The sequence below is a fragment of the Candidatus Nitrosopumilus sp. bin_7KS genome (assembly GCF_054095835.1).
In genome coordinates this window covers 281,319-301,337 of record NZ_JBSWSO010000002.1, presented here as the reverse complement: position 1 = coordinate 301,337, position 20,019 = coordinate 281,319, and the positions used below count along the sequence as shown (strand labels likewise).

Sequence of the window (20,019 nt, the reverse complement as noted above, 5' to 3'; positions counted from 1 at the left end):
AAATCATTCATAGTTACAAAACAGTAATAACTAATCTAGTAATCAACGGTAATATGTCATCTATAATGTTTACGGCTAGAAATTTTAATTTTCAATATCGTCATTTGTTAATCATTGGAATTCTAATCATTGCATTTTCAATTTCTTTTATGATTCGTTCACAAGGCGCAGATTATGGATATGAACTAAATGAATTTGATCCTTACTTTAATTTTAGAGCAACTGAATATATTGTAGAAAATGGTTTTTTAGACTATTTTGAGTGGAATGATGATCTGAGTTGGTATCCCAAAGGAAGAGACGTTTCTGCTACATCCCAAGTAATGCTTCATACAACTGCTGCAATAACCTATCAAATGTTTGCAGGGTCTTCCAGTCTTTATCATTTTACCATATTATTTCCAGTAATTTTTGGTTCACTGACAGCTGTTGTGATATTTGCACTTGTACGAGTGATAGGAGGAACAACGGCTGGTCTTTTTGCAGCAATATTTTATTCTGTATCAATACCAATTCTAATTCGTGGAACAATTGGCTGGTTCAAGTCAGAACCATTAGGATTATTCTATGGGTTGCTGGGATTATATCTTTTTTTAAGTGGAATAAAATCCAAAAATAAAAAAATTGTAATATGTAAAATAATTGGAGGTGGAGTATTTCTAGGATTTGGTCTTGCTTCGTGGGGAGGATTACAATTTTTTATAATTCCAATTGGAATTTTAATTTTAATACTTCCATTTGTAAGAAAAGATCACAACTTTTTGATATGGACTATTCCACTTTTTGTTATTTCATTACTTTCAATAACATCTCTATTTGAAAGACCGGGATTAGGTTTTGTATTTGGTATGGGCGGATTATCATTAATTATTCCAACAGGATTTATGATTGGTTTAATAGTTATACAAAAAATTAAACAAGAACATCAAACACGAAATGGATTAATTTTATTATTTACATTGATTATCCTAGGTTCTTCTTTCCTTATTGTCAATGAATCTGGAAGTTATCTTTCCTTACCTAGCTTTCGTTACCTGAATGCAATTAATCCTCTTCTTACTACAACCGAACCACTAGTTGATTCAGTGTCTGAGCATGCAACAACTACCATCTCACAATCTTTTTTATTCCATTCAATATTGATGATTTTTGCAGGATTAGCAGTTTGGTTAATAATTAAAAATATTCAAACAAAAAATTCTAATTTTATAAATAATGACATGATATCTTTTTCATTAATTTTAGGTATTTCTGGTGCTTATATTGGTTCAACATTTGTTAGATTGGAGGTTTTTACTTCAATTGCTGTCATTGTTTTGGCATCTTTGGGGTTGTCAGTATTGATAAAAGAATTTTTTAAAAACAGTTCTAAATCTAAAAAACCAATCCATAAAATATTACAACTCCCATTTGTCGCAGGAATAATTATTTTACTATTAATTCCCATGATTTATCCTTCAGGTTCTGAACCATCATCAATTTCCAATATGTCTCCCACAATATTGAATGGTGGATCACATTTTCAAATTGCAACTAATGATTGGCTAGATGCATTGGAGTGGATTAAAAACAATACTCCTAAGGATGCTGTAATTGCATCGTGGTGGGATTATGGATATTGGATTCAAACTATGGGAGAAAGAGCATCACTAGCAGATAATTCTACAGTTCATACAAATGTAATTGAAAATATTGCAAAATTACTACTTGATAATCCCGATTCATCATGGAGCACTCTAAATCAATTGGAATCTGATTATATTCTAATTTTTGTTACTGCTGAAAAATTGAATCTTTCTTCTCCTGAATCATTTTATAGATTAGGCGGTGGAGGTGATGAATCTAAAAAACAATGGTTCATGAGAATTGCAGGATTAGATGAAAGAAAATATCTACATGCTGATGGATCAAGTGGTACTGATTATTTTTGGAATCAAACTTTACTTGGTAAAATGATTCCATTTTCTTTAAAGGGATACGTTAATCCGAACAATCTAAATCAGCAGTCAATAAGTTACATTCCTGGAATGATTGGCATATATGAAAAAGACATCAAATATGCTTCTGATGACAATGGGCCACTAAGATTAGTTTATGCATCTTCAAGTTTTACTGAAGAAAAAACTGGACCTATGATTGGTGTATTTGTGTATGAAATTAATAAAAACTATGATCCGATTTTAAATGAATCAAATTTAATTTTAGAAAAATAATTGAAAATTTAAACTAATAAAAAAATTATATATTTTCCATTTTATGATGAATATTTTTTTATTTTTTTTACTAATTCAATTCCACTAGACATTACGACATCTTCTTGATTTGAAAGAAATTCTAATATTTTTTTATACATTCTACCACCCTTCATTTTCAAAACATTATCGTGCCATAAAATTGTCATTATATTAAAGTCAGAATCTAATTTACGACAAGAATTTAATGTTTTTTCAATTATAGGGATAATTTCATTTTCTGTAATTTTCATATGTGTAAATAGATATGCATCCATCAATGTAACTGGAAATTCGATTACACCATCAATTAACTGATATCCCATATCCTCAATCGTAATACTATCTTTAGTTTTTCTATTTGATGAATCATAAACAAAATTTAATTCTGACAATTTTTTTTGCAATAGTTTATCATTTGATAAATAATGAACTCTATTACCCTGAATTTTTGAATTTGTAATTTTTTCAAGATTTATTTTTTCTTTCTTAATTTTATTAATATCATGAATTGATGAAGGATTTGTATGCAAACCAATCTCCCAACCACCATTCATTAGCGTTTTAATGTCATCTTTATACTCATAGAAATCCCCATTTTCATAAAATGTCCTAAAAAAGAATGTTGATCTTACTTGGAATCTCTCTTCAATCACCATATATTCCTCAAAGTTTCGATATAGTTGATTCATTGGTGTTTTTTGAAATAATTTTTCATCAAACCTGTCTTTTCTGGCTAAAATATGCTCTTTTGATGGTCCATCAAAACTCCAATCTACATCATGACTCAAAAATATATACTGTTTTTTCATTAAATACAATTCATTTATTATCAATAATATAAGATTGTTATAAGATTCAATTATGAAAAGGATACTAGTAACTGGCTCAGGCGGAATAGGTGGAGTAAATTTTGTTCGAGCACTAAAACTATTTCCAGAAAAATTCTTCATTGTAGGTACAGACTTTAACCAATATTATCTTCAATTTGCTGAACTTGATGAGCGTATCATCTCGCCAAAACATTCTGATGAATCTTTTATCCCTTTCCTAAATCAATTAATTGAAAAACATAAAATTGACTTTTTACATCCCCAGCCATCATCAGAGGCACTTGTAGTATCACAAAATTTAGAAAAAATCACAACTAGTACTCTTTTACCTCCCCCAAACATAATTTCTACGGATAAACTTGAGACCCAAAAAATCTTATCAAAATCAGGAATATTTGTCGCAAAAACAAAAACCATTGAAAATTATGATGTAATATCAAACTCATTTGAGGAATTAGGGATTGGGCCACATTGGATACGAGCAAAAAGTGGTGCTGGTGGAAATCTTAGTTTACTATGTAACAATTCAAGTGAAGTTGAATATTGGATGAAATTATGGATCTTAAGAGGAAAGGCAGATTTTAGTGATTTTATGCTACAGCAATATTTGCCTGGTAGAAATATTGCATGGGATAGTTTTTGGTATGATGGAAAATTAGTTTCTTCTTTTACACGAGAAAGATTAGAATATCCGCTAAAACATATTTCTCCCTCAGGTATTACGGGAACTCCTACTGTTTCTAAAATAATTGTTGATGAATCAGTAAACAAAATAGGAGAAAAATCTGTTAAATCTGTTGATGCAAAACCTCATGGAAATTATGCTGTTGATCTAAAAGAAGACAGTAATGGAAATTGGCATGTTACTGAAATTGATTCAGGTAAATTTCATACTACTACTCCATTATGGGGGTTTATCTCTACAAAATTTCTAAAACAAGATCCCATTTACAATTTACCATATCTGTACACCATGTTAGGTCTAGGAGAAATATCTGATCCGGGATTTATAGGAAATGATATCTATCCTGATGGTCTTCATATTTTACGTCATATTGATTGTGGTACTTGGATTTACAAAGATGATGGAACAAAGGAAAAAATATTATGATAAAAGGGATTATCTTTGATTTAGATGGAACATTGGTACGCCTTCCAATAAGATATGATGAGATTTTAAAAAAATTACAGAATCTTTTTGATACTAGAGATGAATTTAAACCTCTAATTCCAACTATTATTGAAAAAGCAAATAATGATTTAATTTTAATCAAAAAAGCATTTGATTTGATTTGTGATGAAGAAACTATGGCTACGAATAATTTTAAAATTATTGATGATGCGATTGATACCCTTAATTATTTTAAAAACAAGAATTATTCAATTTGCTTGATTACCATGCAATGTATGAAAGCAGCAAAAATAGTTTTAGATAAAATGCACGTTTCTGAATTATTTTCTAGTGTGATTACTAGAGATGTTAGTTTTGAAAGACCTTTTCAAATCAAAAAATCAGTTGAATTTTTATCACTTTCACCTGATCAGGTCGTGGTTATAGGTGACCGAATACATGATGTACATTCTGCTAAGAAAATTGGTTGTAATCCAATACTCTTTAACAAGGAAAAATTTGGTTCATTTAAGGAATCTAAAGTAATTTCGGAATTATCAGAACTTACAAGAATCAATCTTTCTTTATAGGAAGACCTTAAAAGGTATTCAAATAATTTTGTTTTGTGAAAATTTTAATTATTTCTCCTACTCAATCAGGAATCGGAGGGGTGGCCCAACATGTTAAGGAATTAAAAAATTTTTTAGATGATAAAGGACATTATGTTGAAATAATTTCTTCTGAAAACACATTTACAATTCCAATTAAAGGATTGAAAAATCCAAGTTTTATGATTTCATCTTATATTAAAACTAAATTTGCAAAAAATTTTGATATTGTTCATGCTCATAACATTCCATCTGCTTATGCGATGAAAAATGTTAAAGGAAAAAAGATTCTCACTCAACATGGTATATTTTCAAAACAAATAGAGCATTTACATGGTACTACTACTGGAAATTTAACAAATAATTTTGAAAGAAATGCTTTGAAATGGGCTGATGTAATAACTGTTATTTCAAAAGAAGCAGATGAATATTATAAAAAATTAGGGTTTAAAACAATTCAAATCCCAAATGCAATAAATTTAAAAAATTTACCACTAGATGAAGACAGAAGATTTGAAAAACAAATAATCTTTGTTGGAAGACTTTCTAAAGAAAAAGGAATTGAAACAATAGTTGAAGTTTCTAAAAAACTTCCAAATGACATTAATTTGTTAATCATAGGATCTGGACCTGAAAGTAAAAAAATTAAAAAATTATCTGAAACTCTGGATAATATTCACTATATGGGTTATCAAACTCATATGAATTCTATAAAACTAATCAGAGGTTCTGATGTCTTGATTCAACCATCTTTACATGAAGGAATTAGCACTACCATTTTAGAATCTATGGCTTGTAAAATTCCAGTAATTGCATCAAATGTAGGGGGAAATAAAGAATTAATTTTGGATAATGAAAATGGATTTTTGATAAATCCTGAATCTGCTGATGAACTAATTAAAAAAATTATGATGATCTTAGAGGATAAATTTCTTGCAAAAAAATTTGGCGAAAAATCTTTTGAATTGATTCATAATTATGAATGGTCAAAAATAGGATTAAATTATTTGGAATTATATGAATCACTTCTTAAAAAATAATTATTATAATTCTTAGTTTGATTATTACTTTGAAACAAATTCATTATCAGAAACTTCTTTTTTAAGAAAACTAATATGTAAATAGTTTATATGAAATTTGAGTTAGAAAAATTCTGGCAAATAAAAAAACTGCATTAATTACTGGTATTACTGGACAAGACGGAGCATACCTTGCAAAATTTTTATTAAAAAAAAATTATAATGTATTTGGTACGTTTAGAAGGTTATCTACGCCTAATTTTTGGCGAATTTTGTCATTAGATATTCAAAACGATGTACATATGATATCTGCTGATTTATCTGATATTACATCACTAATAGAGTCCATCAAAATTTCAAAACCTGATGAGGTTTATCATCTTGCTGCACAAAGCTATGTAGGTGCATCATTTGAACAGCCTATTGCAAGTGGTGAGCACACTGGACTTGCTGTAAATAGAGTTCTTGAAAGTATTAGGTTAACAGATCCACAAATTAAATTTTATCAAGCATCATCAAGTGAATTATTTGGAAATTCTAGTTCACAATCTCAGAATGAAAAAACCCCGTTTCATCCACAAAGTCCATATGCTATTGCAAAACTTTTTGGATATTGGACAACAAAATTATATCGTGACGGATACGGGATGTTTGCAACTAATGGGATTTTATTTAATCATGAATCCCCATTACGAGGATTAGAATTTGTTACTAGAAAAATATCAAACGATGTAGCAAAAATCAAACTTGGGTTGATTAAAAAAATTAGTTTAGGTAATCTTGATAGTGCTAGAGATTGGGGATATGCCCCAGAATATGTGGAAGGAATGTGGAAATTGTTACAACAAAAATCTTCGGACGATTATATTTTATCAACAGATGAAACCCATACTGTACGTGAATTTGCAGAATTAGCATTTTCCCATGTTGATTTAAAATGGGATAAACATGTTAAGGTGGATAAAAAACTATATCGTTTATTGGATGTTAATTTTTTGAAAGGTGATTCTACAAAAACAAGAAAAAAAATCAATTGGAAACCAAAAACAAAATTTAGAAAATTAGTTGAAATTATGGTAGATGCTGATTTAGAACGATGGAGTAGGTGGATTAAAGGGGAGCATTTTCCTTGGGATGCAAATAATTACATTAACGAAGCTAATTTACAGTTTAGGAAATTTTACAAGACTAAGCAGTGAATTATGTAATTTTAATCCCTTTATGATTTCTAAGCAAAATTATTTCAAAAATTCTTTATACACTTTAATTAATTTTTTAATTTCTATATCTGTATCGTATTTCAATTTTACTTCTTTTTGAAACTTTTCTCCGTAACTTTCTCGTATTTTTTCATCTTTAAGATATTCTAATTTTTTAACAAAATCTTCTTTTGATGAACTAACAATAAGCAGATCCTCTGGCATTCCAAGTGCACCCGTAGGTGTTGTAATAACGGGCATTTTACATGCCCCTGCCTCTAACATTTTTGTTTTTGAGCCAATAATGTGTGAAGATTCTGGATATGGTGAAAGTAAAACACTACAACTTGATAATGATTCTACATAATTGTCTACTCTTCCTAAAAATTTAGCATTAGAAAAATTTAATTGATTTCTAAAAAACTTATCTGAAATACCAATAAAAACAAATTCAATATCTTTTAATTTCTGAACACAATAACTAATTAACTTCCAATCATAATTTTGGGTTCCAGGTAAAAATGGACCTACAACAGCAATTCGCAATTTTTGACAAGTTGTTGGAATAAATTCTTCTACTTTTACTGCAGGTCTAACAACTGTAGCACTTTGAATATTTTTTACTCTATCAAAAATTGCATCACTTGCACAAATAACATGCAATGAATTTCTCCAGATTTTTTCTTCCAATTTTTTTAGTTGATATGATTTAACAAAATATCCCCATTTTTTCCAAGAATGAATGGGAAATTCACGTGTTTTTGCTCTAGTCTCAAAAGCTGCAATACCATGAGCATCTGCAATGTAGGATTTCTCATCAAAAAATCTACCTGTTAATTGCTGTGCATGAATTAAGCAATTTTTCGGTTTTGACATATTTTCATTAAATTCATCAATAATTGAAATATTTGCAAAGTTGTTTCTCTTCAAAGCTTCTACTTCTCGCTTGACTCTTACTACAGAACCATTTGATTGATTTAACGAATATCCAGTAGTCATTACAACTTTATTCATACAAAACACTGAGATGTTAGATATTTATTCTAATTTGATTTAGGGGTACTTTCAATTTTTATTCGTTCTCTATAAGGTTGATAATTATGGGTTTTTTTATGTTCATCTGAAGATTCAAAAATTATGCTGTCTTGAAGTGCAATTAGAAGATGAGCTGCATGTGCAGGAGTTTTTACAACATCACCTGCATTTAATATTTTTTTCATTTCTTTATAATTTTTCTTTTTAGCTCCATTTTTTGTTAAAGGAATTTCTTTGTAAACAATTTTTCCAATTAAAACATGATGATGTACTATTTTATTATGATAATGACCACCCCTTCCATGCCCTTTTTTTATTTCAGCTATTAAGAAAACCTCTCTTTTATTATAATCACCACTAAAAACTGAACCTCTATTGTCATTATTTTGTAAAGTTACCTTCAAATTTACTTTTTTCATATTATTCCATAAAATTATCTTGATTTAACTTTTGTTTGGGCTTTAATTCATATATTAAAAATTATTTTTTTAAATTTGTGAAAATTCTTCATATGCTTCTTGATAAATTCCATTCATTTTTTCTCCAAAGTTTTTAAATGAAAACTGCTCCAAAATTGATTCATCAAAGTTTTTTGATAATTCTTTTTTTTCTAGAATCTCTAAAATTGCTAATTTAATATTCTTACTTTGATTATTTTCAATTAATATACCCGTACCTATTTTTTTATTCACAAAATCTTTTGTAGCACCAGCATCTGTTGCTACAATGGGTAATTTTGATGCAATTGCTTCAATTACTACATTTGGTAATCCTCCAGATCCTCCAGCATTTATTAAAACAGAAGATATATTGTAATAATAACAAATTTCATTATGATTCATATGATTATTTAATAAAATCTCTTTTTGTAAACTATTTTTTTCAATAAATTTTTTAATTTCTGATTCTAAAGGCCCATTTCCAATAATTATCAATTTCACTTTATTTTTATTTTTTAAAATTTCGTTAAATGCTTTTAATGTATTTTCTATTCCTTTACCACTAACTAATCTTCCTATGTATAACAAATAATCTACATTTTCATTATAATTTAATTTTTTACAAATATCTTCTTTCTTTCTTTTTTGAAATGTATCAAGATCTATGGGATTCATCAAAAATCTTATTTTATTTTTTGAAATTCTAAATTCTTTTTGTAAAATTTGAGTTTCTTCTTTCCCTGAACAAATAATTTTATGACATCTTTGTAGTGCTTTTCTCTTTATCGATTTTCTTATTGGATATAACCATTTATAATTCCCACCTGCCCATCTAGCAATAACTGGTATTTTGTTATGAATTTTAGATGTACAATAATCAAATAAATCTGGAACTTTGTACATGATATAATATCCTGAAACAAAATGACAAATATCAAATTCTAGAATTTTCTTTACTAATTTTGGGGAATAAACTATGGGCTCATGAAAAAAAGGTATCTTTTTGGCATTAATTCTTACTATGGAATGTCCATATTTGTGTTGAAAAGTTTTAGTTTGTTTAATAATTGATGGAAAAAATAGTACTGGTTCTAAACCTTGTATAGTTAAACTCTTGGCAATTCTATGATAGAAATGATCGTCGTTACAAACAAATTTTTCCATATAAGAGTCATCCAAAATAATTTCATCACCTTCGTCCAAAAATGCTGAAACAAGAGCTATTTTCTTTATTTTCATTAATCTAATGTTGTTTTTGTGATAAGCATTTAACTTTTTTTTAAAGAATAATAATAACTGAATTACTAAAAATTTATTGCAAGATAATTTCAATATTTTGGGCAAAGGACCAATTCTTTTCATAGGGTGTCATCCTGATGATGTTGAATTAGGTTGTGGGGGATTAATTTCACGAATTAATCAAAAATCAAAAATTTTTACTTTGACATTATCTAAGAATCAACAAAATTCAAAAAATCCTAATCTCATTTCTGAACATCATAAAAGTTTACAATTTTTGGGAATTAAGAAAAATCACATTTTATTGGGAGATTTTACAACACGCGAATTCTCTTATTCCAGACAGGAAATCTGTGATTTTCTATGGAAAATTAAACAAAAAATTAAACCAACATGTATTTTTGTTAATTCTTCAGATCTTCATCAAGATCATCAAGTTTGTAATATGGAATGTCAGAGAACATTTAGAGATACATCAATAATTGAATTTAATGTTGAAAGAAGTACATTGTATTCTAAACCTTCTTTGTTTGTTAGTTTAACAAACAAAGAAATTACTAAAAAAATTAAATCATTAAAATTTTACAAGACTTATAAAAACAAAAACTATTTTCAATCTAGGAATATTTTAGCACAGTCTGAAACTGCAGGAATTAAGATTGAATCCCCTTATTGTGAGGCATATAACATAGTTTCATTGATAATATAATTAAAAAACATCTGAATCCCCCATTGTAAAATACCAGTTTTTTGATTCTAATATTTCTGATGTTATATTATGATCTAATTTTTTAATAACAAAATAATTTGTAGTTTTTATCTGTCTTAACAAATTTTTTTCAATTTTTAAATTTTTGATATTTGGCCACCATATTGTTACTTCATCACATTTCAATTTTTTTGCTTCTTGAATTGCTATATCAATTATAACTTCACTAAGATTTAGAATATTTCCAAAAAAATCAATTATGTTTAAAGTATTGTTATATTTTTTTACAATGATGAAATATTTTCCTTTTTCAAAAATTGTATAATAATTTGCAGGGTTTTTCTTATATCTCCATTCAAAATATTCTTTATTTTTAAATAATCTTATGTTAAATTGATTTTTCTCTTCAAAATCTTCCCACATTTTTCCAATCTCTTCTGGAAACCTATTTTTATATGAAATAGGATATTTTTTTAAATTTTTCTTATCTAGACAAATATTTCTTAAATAAATTGGTCCTGAAAAAAAACCTAATTTCCTAAAACCTTCTATAGAATTTTCATTTGCACTATAACCTACAATAAACTTGTATCCTTTTTTCTTAGCTGCACTAAAAGTTTTTTTTGCTAATTTTCTAAAAATTCCTTTTCGTTGATGCTCTGGATGAGTCATAGTTAGAAAACTAAGCCCTCCCAAAACATTTCTATTTTTTAATTTAATAATAATGGGAATAATTACATAAAATCCGACGATTGTTTTTCCATACTTCATCAAATACCCAATTGGACTTCCATTAGGAGTTCTTTCTAATTTATAATTAAAATTTTTTAGTGATTTTTTTCTTTTATATGCTAAATGATACAAATCTTTAATTTTTGGAACATGGGATTTATTGAAGCGAATTACTTGATATTTTTTATTCATAATTAGTTTTTTTTAAATGAGAAAGATATTAGAATTTATGTAAAATTAAATCTATTTTTAGATTTTTGTCCCAATTACTCGTAATCCTTTTTGTAATATTTCTAAACTAAAATTGTTCTGTTCCAGAATTTTTTTTACTTGTTCAAGATTTTCTTCTCTAGTTAGCTTATCTGTGTAATGAACCTCGATGAAAATTTTTTTACATTTTTTTAGAGATTCTGTAGCTCCTAAGAGGGCATCATGTTCTGAACCTTCAATGTCCATTTTGATTACTAGAATTTCTTCATCTGTAAATTTTTGATTATTTTTTAATTGTTCAAAAATATTATCTAATGTATCACATGGAATCTTTATGGCATTTTCTGATTTTACAAAAGCACTGGAACTTGCTGTCCAAATCCCCTGTTGATACAATTCCAATTCATCTTTTTTGCTATATACTCCCATATTCACAAGAACTACATTCTTCATATTGTTTACATCAACAATATTTCTTTTTAGGGCTTTGAATTCCTCAGGATGAGCTTCAATTGAAATAATCTTGTTATTTGGATACTTTGATCCTAATTGTAAGGTATAGCTGCCAACATTTGCACCAATATCTACAAATGTATCATTTGGAAGTAATTTAATCTCAGAAATTATCCCTTCATCTCTTTTAAACAAAGTTTGATAATCCATTGTATTTTTCCTTATAGCAGCTTTAATGTTGTTATTTGAAATAACTATGAAATCTTTAAACATAAATGAACTTGGGGAAATTCTTTTTTCTCTAAAAATCTTATTTCTCTTTTCTTTTCCTACAATTGCTCTTACAGATACACGTGCAATAATATAACCCCATGATGAAAGCTTATACAGAAACATAACTACAATATTTTCTTGAGTTTATTAAATTATTGCAATTGTTTTTTATTTTTATAATTGATTTTTTTAAAACATATGAATACCTATTGGTTTTTGTTTATCGAGCATATTACAAAAATTCCCTCAGTATTTTTTTTCATTTCCTTGATAAGATTTAGCCTCATAATGTCTGAATGATTTGTTTAATGAAGGTTAATAATTTAGAGCAAAAAATCGGTTAACTAATAGTGATTTAATTATTCTTGTTTCTAATGCCTTTTTGTTAATAAAAAATACTTTTTGATTTTAAAATTAGTCTTAGTTATTGAATAGTAAAGATAATTCATCAAAGATTTTTAAACAAGCATTTATGCGTTAAAATGAATTGGTAGATATTGTAATTGTGGGTTGTGGCTTTATTGGTTCTACTCTAGCAAAATACTTTTCAGAGAAATTTGAAATAACAACCATAGATGTAATCCCACAACCAGAATCGTTAAAAAATTATAAAATATCCCATAAAATTGCAGATATTACAAATTATGAATTATTACAAAAAGAAATTGGGAATCCTAAAGTAATTATTCATACTGCTATTGTTCAAATTCCTAAAATTACTGAGGACAAAAAATTGGGCTATGATGTCAATGTAATTGGAACTCAAAATTTATGTGAAATTGTCAAATCTAATCCTGAAATCTTGGGAATGATTCTGATTAGTTCTTGGCATACATATGGCGAAAGAGATCTATTGGGAAAAATTAGTGAAGATATTGGATATCATCCAGACAATGTTGAAGAAAGATCTAAACTATATGCTTTATCAAAGACAATTCAAGAATGTATTGTTAGATTTTTTGATGAGAAGGAAGACAAAATTTTTGGCGCAATAAAAATTGGAACTGCACTTGGAGAAGATATGCCAAAAGGTACTGCAGCAAATGTTTTTATCAAAAAAGCTCTTTCTGGCGAACCTATCACTCCATATAAACATAGTATGAACCGACCTATGTTTTATGTATCCGTTAATGATGTTTGTATAACAATAGAAAAATTCATTGATTATATCCTAAATCACAAATCAAATTCAACTAGTAGTATTGATCATATAATGAATGTAGCATATCCAAAACCTATTTCAATTTTAGATTTGGCTGAAATTGTTCAAGAAATTGTTAAAAGACTAAGTAATGGAAAAATAAATCCTGAAATCTCTATTGTAGATAAATCAATACCCGAAGTTGGAAATCCTGATGATAAAAATAAAATAGATTTAGATATTTCAAAAATCAAAAATTATTTTGATATTGATTCTCTACAAACTCCAAAAAATGCAATTGAAGAATTAATAATCTCACGAATGGATGATCAATAGTTTTAAAATTATTTTCATATGATTAATTATTAATCAGATTTTAGGTAAAATTTACTTATTGCTGATGTAAAAGCAAGACCAAGTACGTTACTTATAAAAAAAGATAATGCAATTCCAATTGCGCCATATGTTGGACCAAGAACTAAGATCCCAATGATTTGAGAAATAACTACAATTATTGATGTGAACAAAATTAATCTATTTTTTTCTTGTGCCCAAAATCTAGGAAAATAAAATGTAGCTTGTATTGTTGATGGAATTACAGCCCAACTAATTATTCTAATTACATCTTCAGACTCTATAAATTTTGGGAAAACACTTGATATAACCATTGGAGCAATTGTTGAACCTAAAATAGCAATTCCTACTGATATCAAAACCATGATTTTCTTTAATTTTTTATTTGCAATTCCTGAAGCATCTTGTGCTGTTAGATATTTTACTGACATAGCTGGAAGGAGATTTAATATGGAAAAAAATTGCAAGCCCAGAGAATAATTTCCTAAAATAGCAAAGCCTAACAATGGTGCAATGATTAATTTATCCAAAGACCCATAAAATGTTCCACTTATGCTGATTGCAAAATTATTTAATATGAAATTTCTTTTTTCTCTAATTAATCCAAAATTAATTTTTGAATTTTTAAAAGTTTTTACAATATGATAAATAAAATGTATGTGAGATAATCCAATTCCAATTAATATTCCATTTTCCCCAATAATATAATATAGACCTACTCCAAATCCAACAAGAAGAATTTTCTGAATAATTATATATTTAGAATAATTTTGATACAACTTTCTACCTAATAGATCATAGGTAACAAGTGAAAACATTGCATACGCAACAATGACCAGACTAATACCTAAATTAAAAAATAAAACAAAAATGATAATTGAACCTATGACATTTGCGATAATTGTGATTAAATAGATAGTTGCTTGAATGTCAATTTTTTTAGCAGTTAAAACCAATATTGTATTATTTGAACCAAATAATGTTATTCCTGAAACTAGCGCTGCTATAGAAATGAGAAATGTCAATTCACCATAATTTTCTGGACCTAATTCAGATGCAATATAAAACCAGAAAAATGCTGCAATACCTGCACCAACACCATCTGTAATTCCTATTGATGAAATATCAAAAATTTTCTTTTTTATGTTGCTCATTTTTTTAATAACCTATCTTTTCCCTTCAATCATAGTATTTTTTAATGAATTAAATAATTTATAGTCAATTTTAAACACCTTTACTTGGTATTCAAATCCATTATCTTTTGAATCATAAATTTTTTTGAGATAAGGATATTTCATTTCATCAAAAAATAACTCTCTCAAAATTTCAGAACGTTTCTCCTTTCCATCAGTCATGATATGCGTCAAACCTTTTTCTTTTGAATTTGAGATAAAGTTCCGTAAACTATCTTCATTTTCATCCATAACAATAAAAAAATATAGATTAATTTCAGAATATGGGCTAGGCCATTGACTCATTGTTTGAATTGAATTAAGATACCTTGATTCAGTAGATAACACGTTAATTCCTTCAACATTCTTTGATATTTCTTTCATTATCTCAAAAGATTCCCTTTCATGGTCATAGTCAATTTTTTTATAATCATAAAATAAGACTGATGAAAAAATAATAGCTGAAATTATTATAACTATGATAAAATTTGATTTATTCAATTTTCCAATAATTCTTTCTATTGATAAAACAGCAAGAACTGAAAATATTGGAAAAAGTACGTAAAGATATCTTGTATCTGGAGCAGGAATGGTATAGGCATACAATGCAGGTATTGACATTAACCCTAATGACAAAATTATAGTCAGTTTCTTAAAATCTCTATCTTTAAAAATTAGATATAATCCCAGTGGCATAAAAATAATAAAATTTGGAATCATTATCCAGATTAAATATTTCCCAAATAATTCCAATCCGTTCAAAAAATTATTGTTAGAATTTTCTGTAGAGTCATTGTTTGTTAAATTTGATACTAACCTTTCACCACTACCAAAATTTCTCATAAAAATTCCATCATTTCCATTAATCTCAATTTGATAAACGCTAACTGGCAAAACTATCGCCAATAAAATTCCTAAAATTCCCAAATACTTCTTAATCACATCTATCTTTTCCTTTCTGTGTTTAATTAAAAACATAATAGATAAAACCATAAAAAATGCTAAACCTTCTGCTCGAATTAAAATAGATAAAGATACCAATACAAATGACAGGTAGTGTACTTTTTTGTTGGAAGAAAAAAATGAAACTAAACTAGTAGTAATTAATAAAATGTAAAGAGGATCACCAATTCCTAAAAATGAATTAATCATTATTCTTGGATCAAAAGCAACAAACGCTGCACCTATAATTGCAAATTTTCTTTCAACAAAGTTTTTACATAAAAAATATGTTGGAATTATTATTAAAACAGAAATTAATACTGAAACTATTCTTTGAGTTTGCATCAGTGTAAAAACATCTTTTGAATCAAATATTGTAAAGAATATACTTACAAAAATAGGCCAGCCAATATTGTTTGGAATCCAATCATTAGGTAATTTTCCTATCTGATAAATATCTGAACTATACCAAAAATAGTATAGAGCATCAGCAGTTAATGGAATTTGAGTGGGAAAAAAGTAAACTCTAATTATTAATGAAATTCCAATTATTGATAAAAGAATTAAAAAATATTTTGAAAATGAAAAAATTCTTGAATTTGTGCGTAAATTAGGTTGTTTTCCTTGCATGTTTTGTAATCATAATCACCGACGTTTAAATAATAATTAATAGGAGAAAAATTGTTAAAATGAAATATAAGCAGATTCTTCTTACTAGACCTCCTACAGGCTCAAATGCTTTACAAGGTGGCTCAGATGCAGATCCACATCCTCAACCTCCTTTGGGATTGGCATATCTTGCTGGTGTATTGGAAAGACTACCTGATGTTAATGTATTAGATATTCTTGATGGGAATTTTTCAGAAAATTATGTTTATGATGTAAAAATGGCTGTAAAGAAACACAATCCTGATCTTGTTGGGTTTAGTGCTTTTACCCCTTTTGCAAATCCAGCACTTGAAGCAGCAACTGCTGTTAAAGAAGTTAATTCTGATATCTTGACTGTTTTAGGAGGACCACATGCTGTTCTAGCTGATATCACATTACAAAAATGTCCAGATTTAGATATTATTTCTTATGATGAGAGTGAAGGACAGATTGAAGAGATTGTTTTAGGAAAACCTTTAGAAGATATTCCAGGATTATTTATCAGAAAAAATGGTAAAGTAGTTCCTACAAAACCACGTTCTTATATTAAAAACATGGATGAGTTACCTTATCCTGCATATCATAAATTGCCTCATTTTCCAGATGGTTATCATCCACACCCTCCAAAAAGTACTGGTAAAAAATGGTCAAGCATTATGTGGAGTAGAGGATGTCCATTCTTTTGTAATTATTGTAACAGAGAGAACAGTTTTGGATTACAGTTTAGAAATCAATCCCCTGAATATGTAGTCGATCACATAAAATATCTTCATTCAGAATATGGTATAGAAGAACTAACATTTTATGATGATGTAATGTCTCTTAATCGAAAAGCTACCATGAAGTTATTAGAAAAAATGACCCCTGAAAATCTTGGTTTTAATTTAATATGGGATGCTGAAACTAGAGTTGATCTGGTAGATCAAGAAATGCTTTTTGCAATGAAAAAAGCTGGATGTAGGATGATGTCTTATGGGATTGAACATGGTGAATTTATTCATGAGATAAAGGGTGGAACAGCTACTTTAGAGCAAGCTGAAAATGCCATTAAATGGACTCATGATGCAAAAATTGAGACTGTAGGATATTTTATGATTGGATTGCCTAAAGAAACTCCAGAAACAATACGTAAAACAATTGATTTTGCAAAAAAACTAAACTGTACTTATGCTCAATTTGCAATTACTATGCCCTTTCCTGGAAACAAACTGTATGATGAGGCCGTTAAATCTGGTATGATTCAATTAGATGATACTTGGGATAAATTCGTGTATTCTGGTATCGGTACTGGTGGCGTTCAACCTCCAGTACTTACTACCCAAACTCTTTCTGCAGAGGATTTAGCAGCATGGGCTAAAAAAGCATATCATGAATATTACTTTAGACCATCATACATCTTCCAAAAAATGTTAAAAATCCGATCTTTACAAGATTTGAAAATGTATTACAATGGTTATAAGATGCTAAAGAAAGATACATCGTGATTGAATTTGAAAATTGCAGTAGGATTGCCGGCATTTAATGAAGAAAAAAATATTGCATCAATTATCACTAAATTAGAAAAAATCACTGACACGATAATTGTATGTGATGATGGTTCATCTGATTTAACAGGGAAAATAGCATCAAAAATGGGAGCCAATGTGATTAAACATGAAAAAAATAAAGGATATGGTGCTGCAATTCGTTCCTTATTCTTAAGAGCAAAAGAACTTGATGTCGATATTTTAGTAACATTTGATGCTGATGGTCAACACAATGTTTTAGATATAAAAAAAGTAATTGAACCTATTGTAGAAAAAAAGGCTGATCTAGTAATAGGTTCAAGATTTCTTGATGATAGTCAAGACTCAATTCCATCTTATAGAAAAACTGGAATTAAAATTATTACAAAACTTACAAACACATCATTAAATGAAAAAATTAAAGATTCACAAAGTGGTTTTAGAGCATATGGTAAGGAGGTACTTTCAAAATTAACACCATCTGATTATGGAATGGGTGTTTCAAGTGAGATTTTGATTAAAGCAAGCTCTAATGGATTCAAAATTACTGAAATTCCCATAAAAGTTTCATATGAAGGTGATACTTCCACCCATCATCCAGTTTCTCATGGAGCATCAGTTACTCTTAGTACTTTAAAATTCATTTCAATTGAACATCCTCTAAAATTTTATGGAATCCCTGGCCTTACATTTTTGATAGTGGGTTTATTTTTTACAGTTTGGACATTACAACTTTTTTCTGAAACTCGTGAGATAATTACTAATGTTTCATTGTTGGCTATTGGAACAATTATTTTTGGAACCATGTTGATGATGACATCCATTTTATTATATTCAATTGTTAACTTAGTACGTGAAAAAAATAATTAGGATTTTAAGTTAAATCTTTATGATGAAAATAATTTATTATGACTAGAGAATTTTATTTTAATAATTTTATAAGTGTCATCATAAGAAAATTTCTTAATGAATATTTTAATAATACATGAGGTTGATTGGTTAAAAAAAGTATCATTTGAAATTCATCATTTATCTGAATTATTGTCATTACAAGGCCATAATGTATTTGCTATTGATGTTCCAGAACCAAGTTATTCTTTGGTCAATAAACAAAAGTTAGAAAATTATCATAGAATTTATGAGAATGCATCTATAACCCTATACCGAACCCCTTCAATTCCGTTTAAAGGGATGAATAGAATTTCAGCAAGTTTTTTTTCATATAAGTTTATTAAAAAAATTATTCAGGAAAACAAAATTGATTTTGTTTTAATCTACTCAATTGTAACAAATGCAAAAGCTGCAATTAAAGTCTGCAATGAATTTAAAATCCCTATCGTTCATAGAACATTTGATATTATTCATGATTTGATTAGAGAAAATTATCTTAGAAAGAAAGTTAGAAAAATTGAGCAAGATGTTTATCCTAAATTTGATAAAGTAATAGCTAATACACCATCTATGGAACAATGGGCTAAAGATATGGGTGCTACTGATGTTATTTTGATTCCACAAGGAGTCGATTCTAATATCATGAAACCCATGGATAAAGATCAACAACTTCTTACTAAACTTGGTTTATCTGAAACTGATAAAATTGTTTTATCTTTAGGTAGTGTAGAATCTTTTTCAGGTGTTGATTCATTAATTGATAAAATTCCTACTATCTTAAATGAAATACCTGAATTCAAATTATTGGTTGTTGGTGGGGGGTCTCACCTTACAAATCTACAAGATCAAGTAAAAAAATTAAATTTACAAAATAAAGTCATTTTTACTGGATACGTTCCATATTTTGACGTACCAAAATATTGCTCAATTGCATCATTATGTGTAAATACATTTAGAGTAAATGATATGACAATCAAACTTTCCCCTGTAAAAATATTTGATATGCTATCATGTGCCAAAGTAGTCATCTCAACTCCTTTGAAAGGTTCTCTATATGATTTCCCTAATGAATCAAATACTGTTCAATATGAGAATTTAACAGATTTCCATACTAAGATCATTGATTTATTTAAGAATGACAGTATTGCAGAAATTGAAAAAAATGGACGTGATTATGTTCAAAAAAACTTTACTTGGAATAAAGTAACTGAGAAATTTCTTAATCAAATGAATTCTATGAAAAATATTACTAAGAGTTAAGAAATATTAATAAT

The 20,019-nt window shown here is 27.9% G+C and carries 18 protein-coding genes; 10 read left to right on the top strand and 8 right to left on the bottom strand.

Going from position 1 to position 20,019, the window contains the following annotated elements; genetic code table 11:
- Positions 1–53 precede the first annotated feature (53 nt).
- Positions 54–2,213 (top strand): STT3 domain-containing protein, encoded by a 2,160-nt coding sequence (locus tag ACW9W4_RS02130; RefSeq protein WP_457760881.1) that lies wholly within the window; start codon positions 54–56, stop codon positions 2,211–2,213.
- Between the two features lie 41 nt (positions 2,214–2,254).
- Here ACW9W4_RS02130 and ACW9W4_RS02125 read toward each other — a convergent pair whose 3' ends face one another.
- Positions 2,255–3,043, bottom strand: a complete 789-nt coding sequence (locus ACW9W4_RS02125) for a hypothetical protein (RefSeq protein WP_457760880.1) — start codon at positions 3,041–3,043, stop codon at positions 2,255–2,257.
- 52 nt (positions 3,044–3,095) lie between these two features.
- Here ACW9W4_RS02125 and ACW9W4_RS02120 point away from each other — a divergent pair, with 52 nt between their 5' ends.
- The 4 genes from ACW9W4_RS02120 (at position 3,096) to ACW9W4_RS02105 (ending at position 7,001) form a co-directional block, all read left to right on the top strand.
- On the top strand, positions 3,096–4,175 hold the full coding sequence (locus tag ACW9W4_RS02120) for a hypothetical protein (RefSeq protein ID WP_457760879.1): 1,080 nt from the start codon (positions 3,096–3,098) through the stop codon (positions 4,173–4,175).
- Entirely contained in the window at positions 4,172–4,765 is a 594-nt protein-coding gene (locus tag ACW9W4_RS02115) for an HAD family hydrolase (RefSeq protein ID WP_457760878.1), read from the top strand. The genes ACW9W4_RS02120 and ACW9W4_RS02115 overlap by 4 nt, the downstream gene beginning before the upstream one ends.
- A 35-nt stretch (positions 4,766–4,800) precedes the next feature.
- Positions 4,801–5,823, top strand: coding sequence for a glycosyltransferase family 4 protein (locus tag ACW9W4_RS02110; RefSeq protein ID WP_457760877.1), 1,023 nt, complete (start codon positions 4,801–4,803; stop codon positions 5,821–5,823).
- 110 nt (positions 5,824–5,933) lie between these two features.
- Positions 5,934–7,001: a GDP-mannose 4,6-dehydratase gene (locus tag ACW9W4_RS02105; protein WP_457760972.1), complete on the top strand. Its 1,068-nt coding sequence runs from the start codon at positions 5,934–5,936 to the stop codon at positions 6,999–7,001.
- Between the two features lie 39 nt (positions 7,002–7,040).
- Here the strand turns inward: ACW9W4_RS02105 and ACW9W4_RS02100 are convergent, their stop codons facing one another.
- The 3 genes from ACW9W4_RS02100 to ACW9W4_RS02090 all read right to left on the bottom strand — a co-directional run bounded on the left by ACW9W4_RS02100 (position 7,041) and on the right by ACW9W4_RS02090 (position 9,715).
- The gene (locus tag ACW9W4_RS02100) at positions 7,041–8,015 is read right to left on the bottom strand and encodes a glycosyltransferase (RefSeq protein ID WP_457760876.1); all 975 of its coding nucleotides are present in this window, start codon (positions 8,013–8,015) and stop codon (positions 7,041–7,043) included.
- A gap of 29 nt (positions 8,016–8,044) precedes the next feature.
- Complete coding sequence (locus ACW9W4_RS02095; protein WP_457760875.1) at positions 8,045–8,455, bottom strand: hypothetical protein; 411 nt, start codon at positions 8,453–8,455, stop codon at positions 8,045–8,047.
- Between the two features lie 69 nt (positions 8,456–8,524).
- Positions 8,525–9,715: a glycosyltransferase family 4 protein gene (locus tag ACW9W4_RS02090; RefSeq protein ID WP_457760874.1), complete on the bottom strand. Its 1,191-nt coding sequence runs from the start codon at positions 9,713–9,715 to the stop codon at positions 8,525–8,527.
- Between the two features lie 76 nt (positions 9,716–9,791).
- Here ACW9W4_RS02090 and ACW9W4_RS02085 point away from each other — a divergent pair, with 76 nt between their 5' ends.
- Positions 9,792–10,424, top strand: a complete 633-nt coding sequence (locus tag ACW9W4_RS02085) for a PIG-L deacetylase family protein (protein ID WP_457760873.1) — start codon at positions 9,792–9,794, stop codon at positions 10,422–10,424.
- Here ACW9W4_RS02085 and ACW9W4_RS02080 read toward each other — a convergent pair whose 3' ends face one another.
- Together ACW9W4_RS02080 and ACW9W4_RS02075 are read right to left on the bottom strand one after the other, a co-directional pair.
- On the bottom strand, positions 10,425–11,348 hold the full coding sequence (locus tag ACW9W4_RS02080) for a GNAT family N-acetyltransferase (protein ID WP_457760872.1): 924 nt from the start codon (positions 11,346–11,348) through the stop codon (positions 10,425–10,427). It abuts the gene before it with no gap.
- Between the two features lie 57 nt (positions 11,349–11,405).
- Positions 11,406–12,215: an FkbM family methyltransferase gene (locus tag ACW9W4_RS02075; RefSeq protein WP_457760871.1), complete on the bottom strand. Its 810-nt coding sequence runs from the start codon at positions 12,213–12,215 to the stop codon at positions 11,406–11,408.
- Between the two features lie 364 nt (positions 12,216–12,579).
- Here ACW9W4_RS02075 and ACW9W4_RS02070 point away from each other — a divergent pair, with 364 nt between their 5' ends.
- Complete coding sequence (locus ACW9W4_RS02070) at positions 12,580–13,569, top strand: NAD-dependent epimerase/dehydratase family protein (protein WP_457760870.1); 990 nt, start codon at positions 12,580–12,582, stop codon at positions 13,567–13,569.
- Between the two features lie 29 nt (positions 13,570–13,598).
- Here ACW9W4_RS02070 and ACW9W4_RS02065 read toward each other — a convergent pair whose 3' ends face one another.
- Positions 13,599–14,741 carry a lipopolysaccharide biosynthesis protein gene (locus tag ACW9W4_RS02065; protein ID WP_457760869.1) on the bottom strand — a complete coding sequence of 381 codons (1,143 nt, stop codon included), beginning with the start codon at positions 14,739–14,741 and terminating at the stop codon, positions 13,599–13,601.
- 12 nt (positions 14,742–14,753) lie between these two features.
- Complete coding sequence (locus tag ACW9W4_RS02060) at positions 14,754–16,331, bottom strand: ArnT family glycosyltransferase (RefSeq protein WP_457760868.1); 1,578 nt, start codon at positions 16,329–16,331, stop codon at positions 14,754–14,756.
- A 59-nt stretch (positions 16,332–16,390) separates the two neighbouring features.
- Here ACW9W4_RS02060 and ACW9W4_RS02055 point away from each other — a divergent pair, with 59 nt between their 5' ends.
- The 3 genes from ACW9W4_RS02055 (at position 16,391) to ACW9W4_RS02045 (ending at position 20,005) form a co-directional block, all read left to right on the top strand.
- Positions 16,391–17,833 carry a B12-binding domain-containing radical SAM protein gene (locus ACW9W4_RS02055; protein WP_457760867.1) on the top strand — a complete coding sequence of 481 codons (1,443 nt, stop codon included), beginning with the start codon at positions 16,391–16,393 and terminating at the stop codon, positions 17,831–17,833.
- Positions 17,834–18,724, top strand: a complete 891-nt coding sequence (locus ACW9W4_RS02050; protein ID WP_457760866.1) for a glycosyltransferase family 2 protein — start codon at positions 17,834–17,836, stop codon at positions 18,722–18,724. It abuts the gene before it with no gap.
- Positions 18,725–18,820: 96 nt separating this feature from the next.
- Entirely contained in the window at positions 18,821–20,005 is a 1,185-nt protein-coding gene (locus tag ACW9W4_RS02045; RefSeq protein ID WP_457760865.1) for a glycosyltransferase, read from the top strand.
- Positions 20,006–20,019 lie beyond the last annotated feature (14 nt).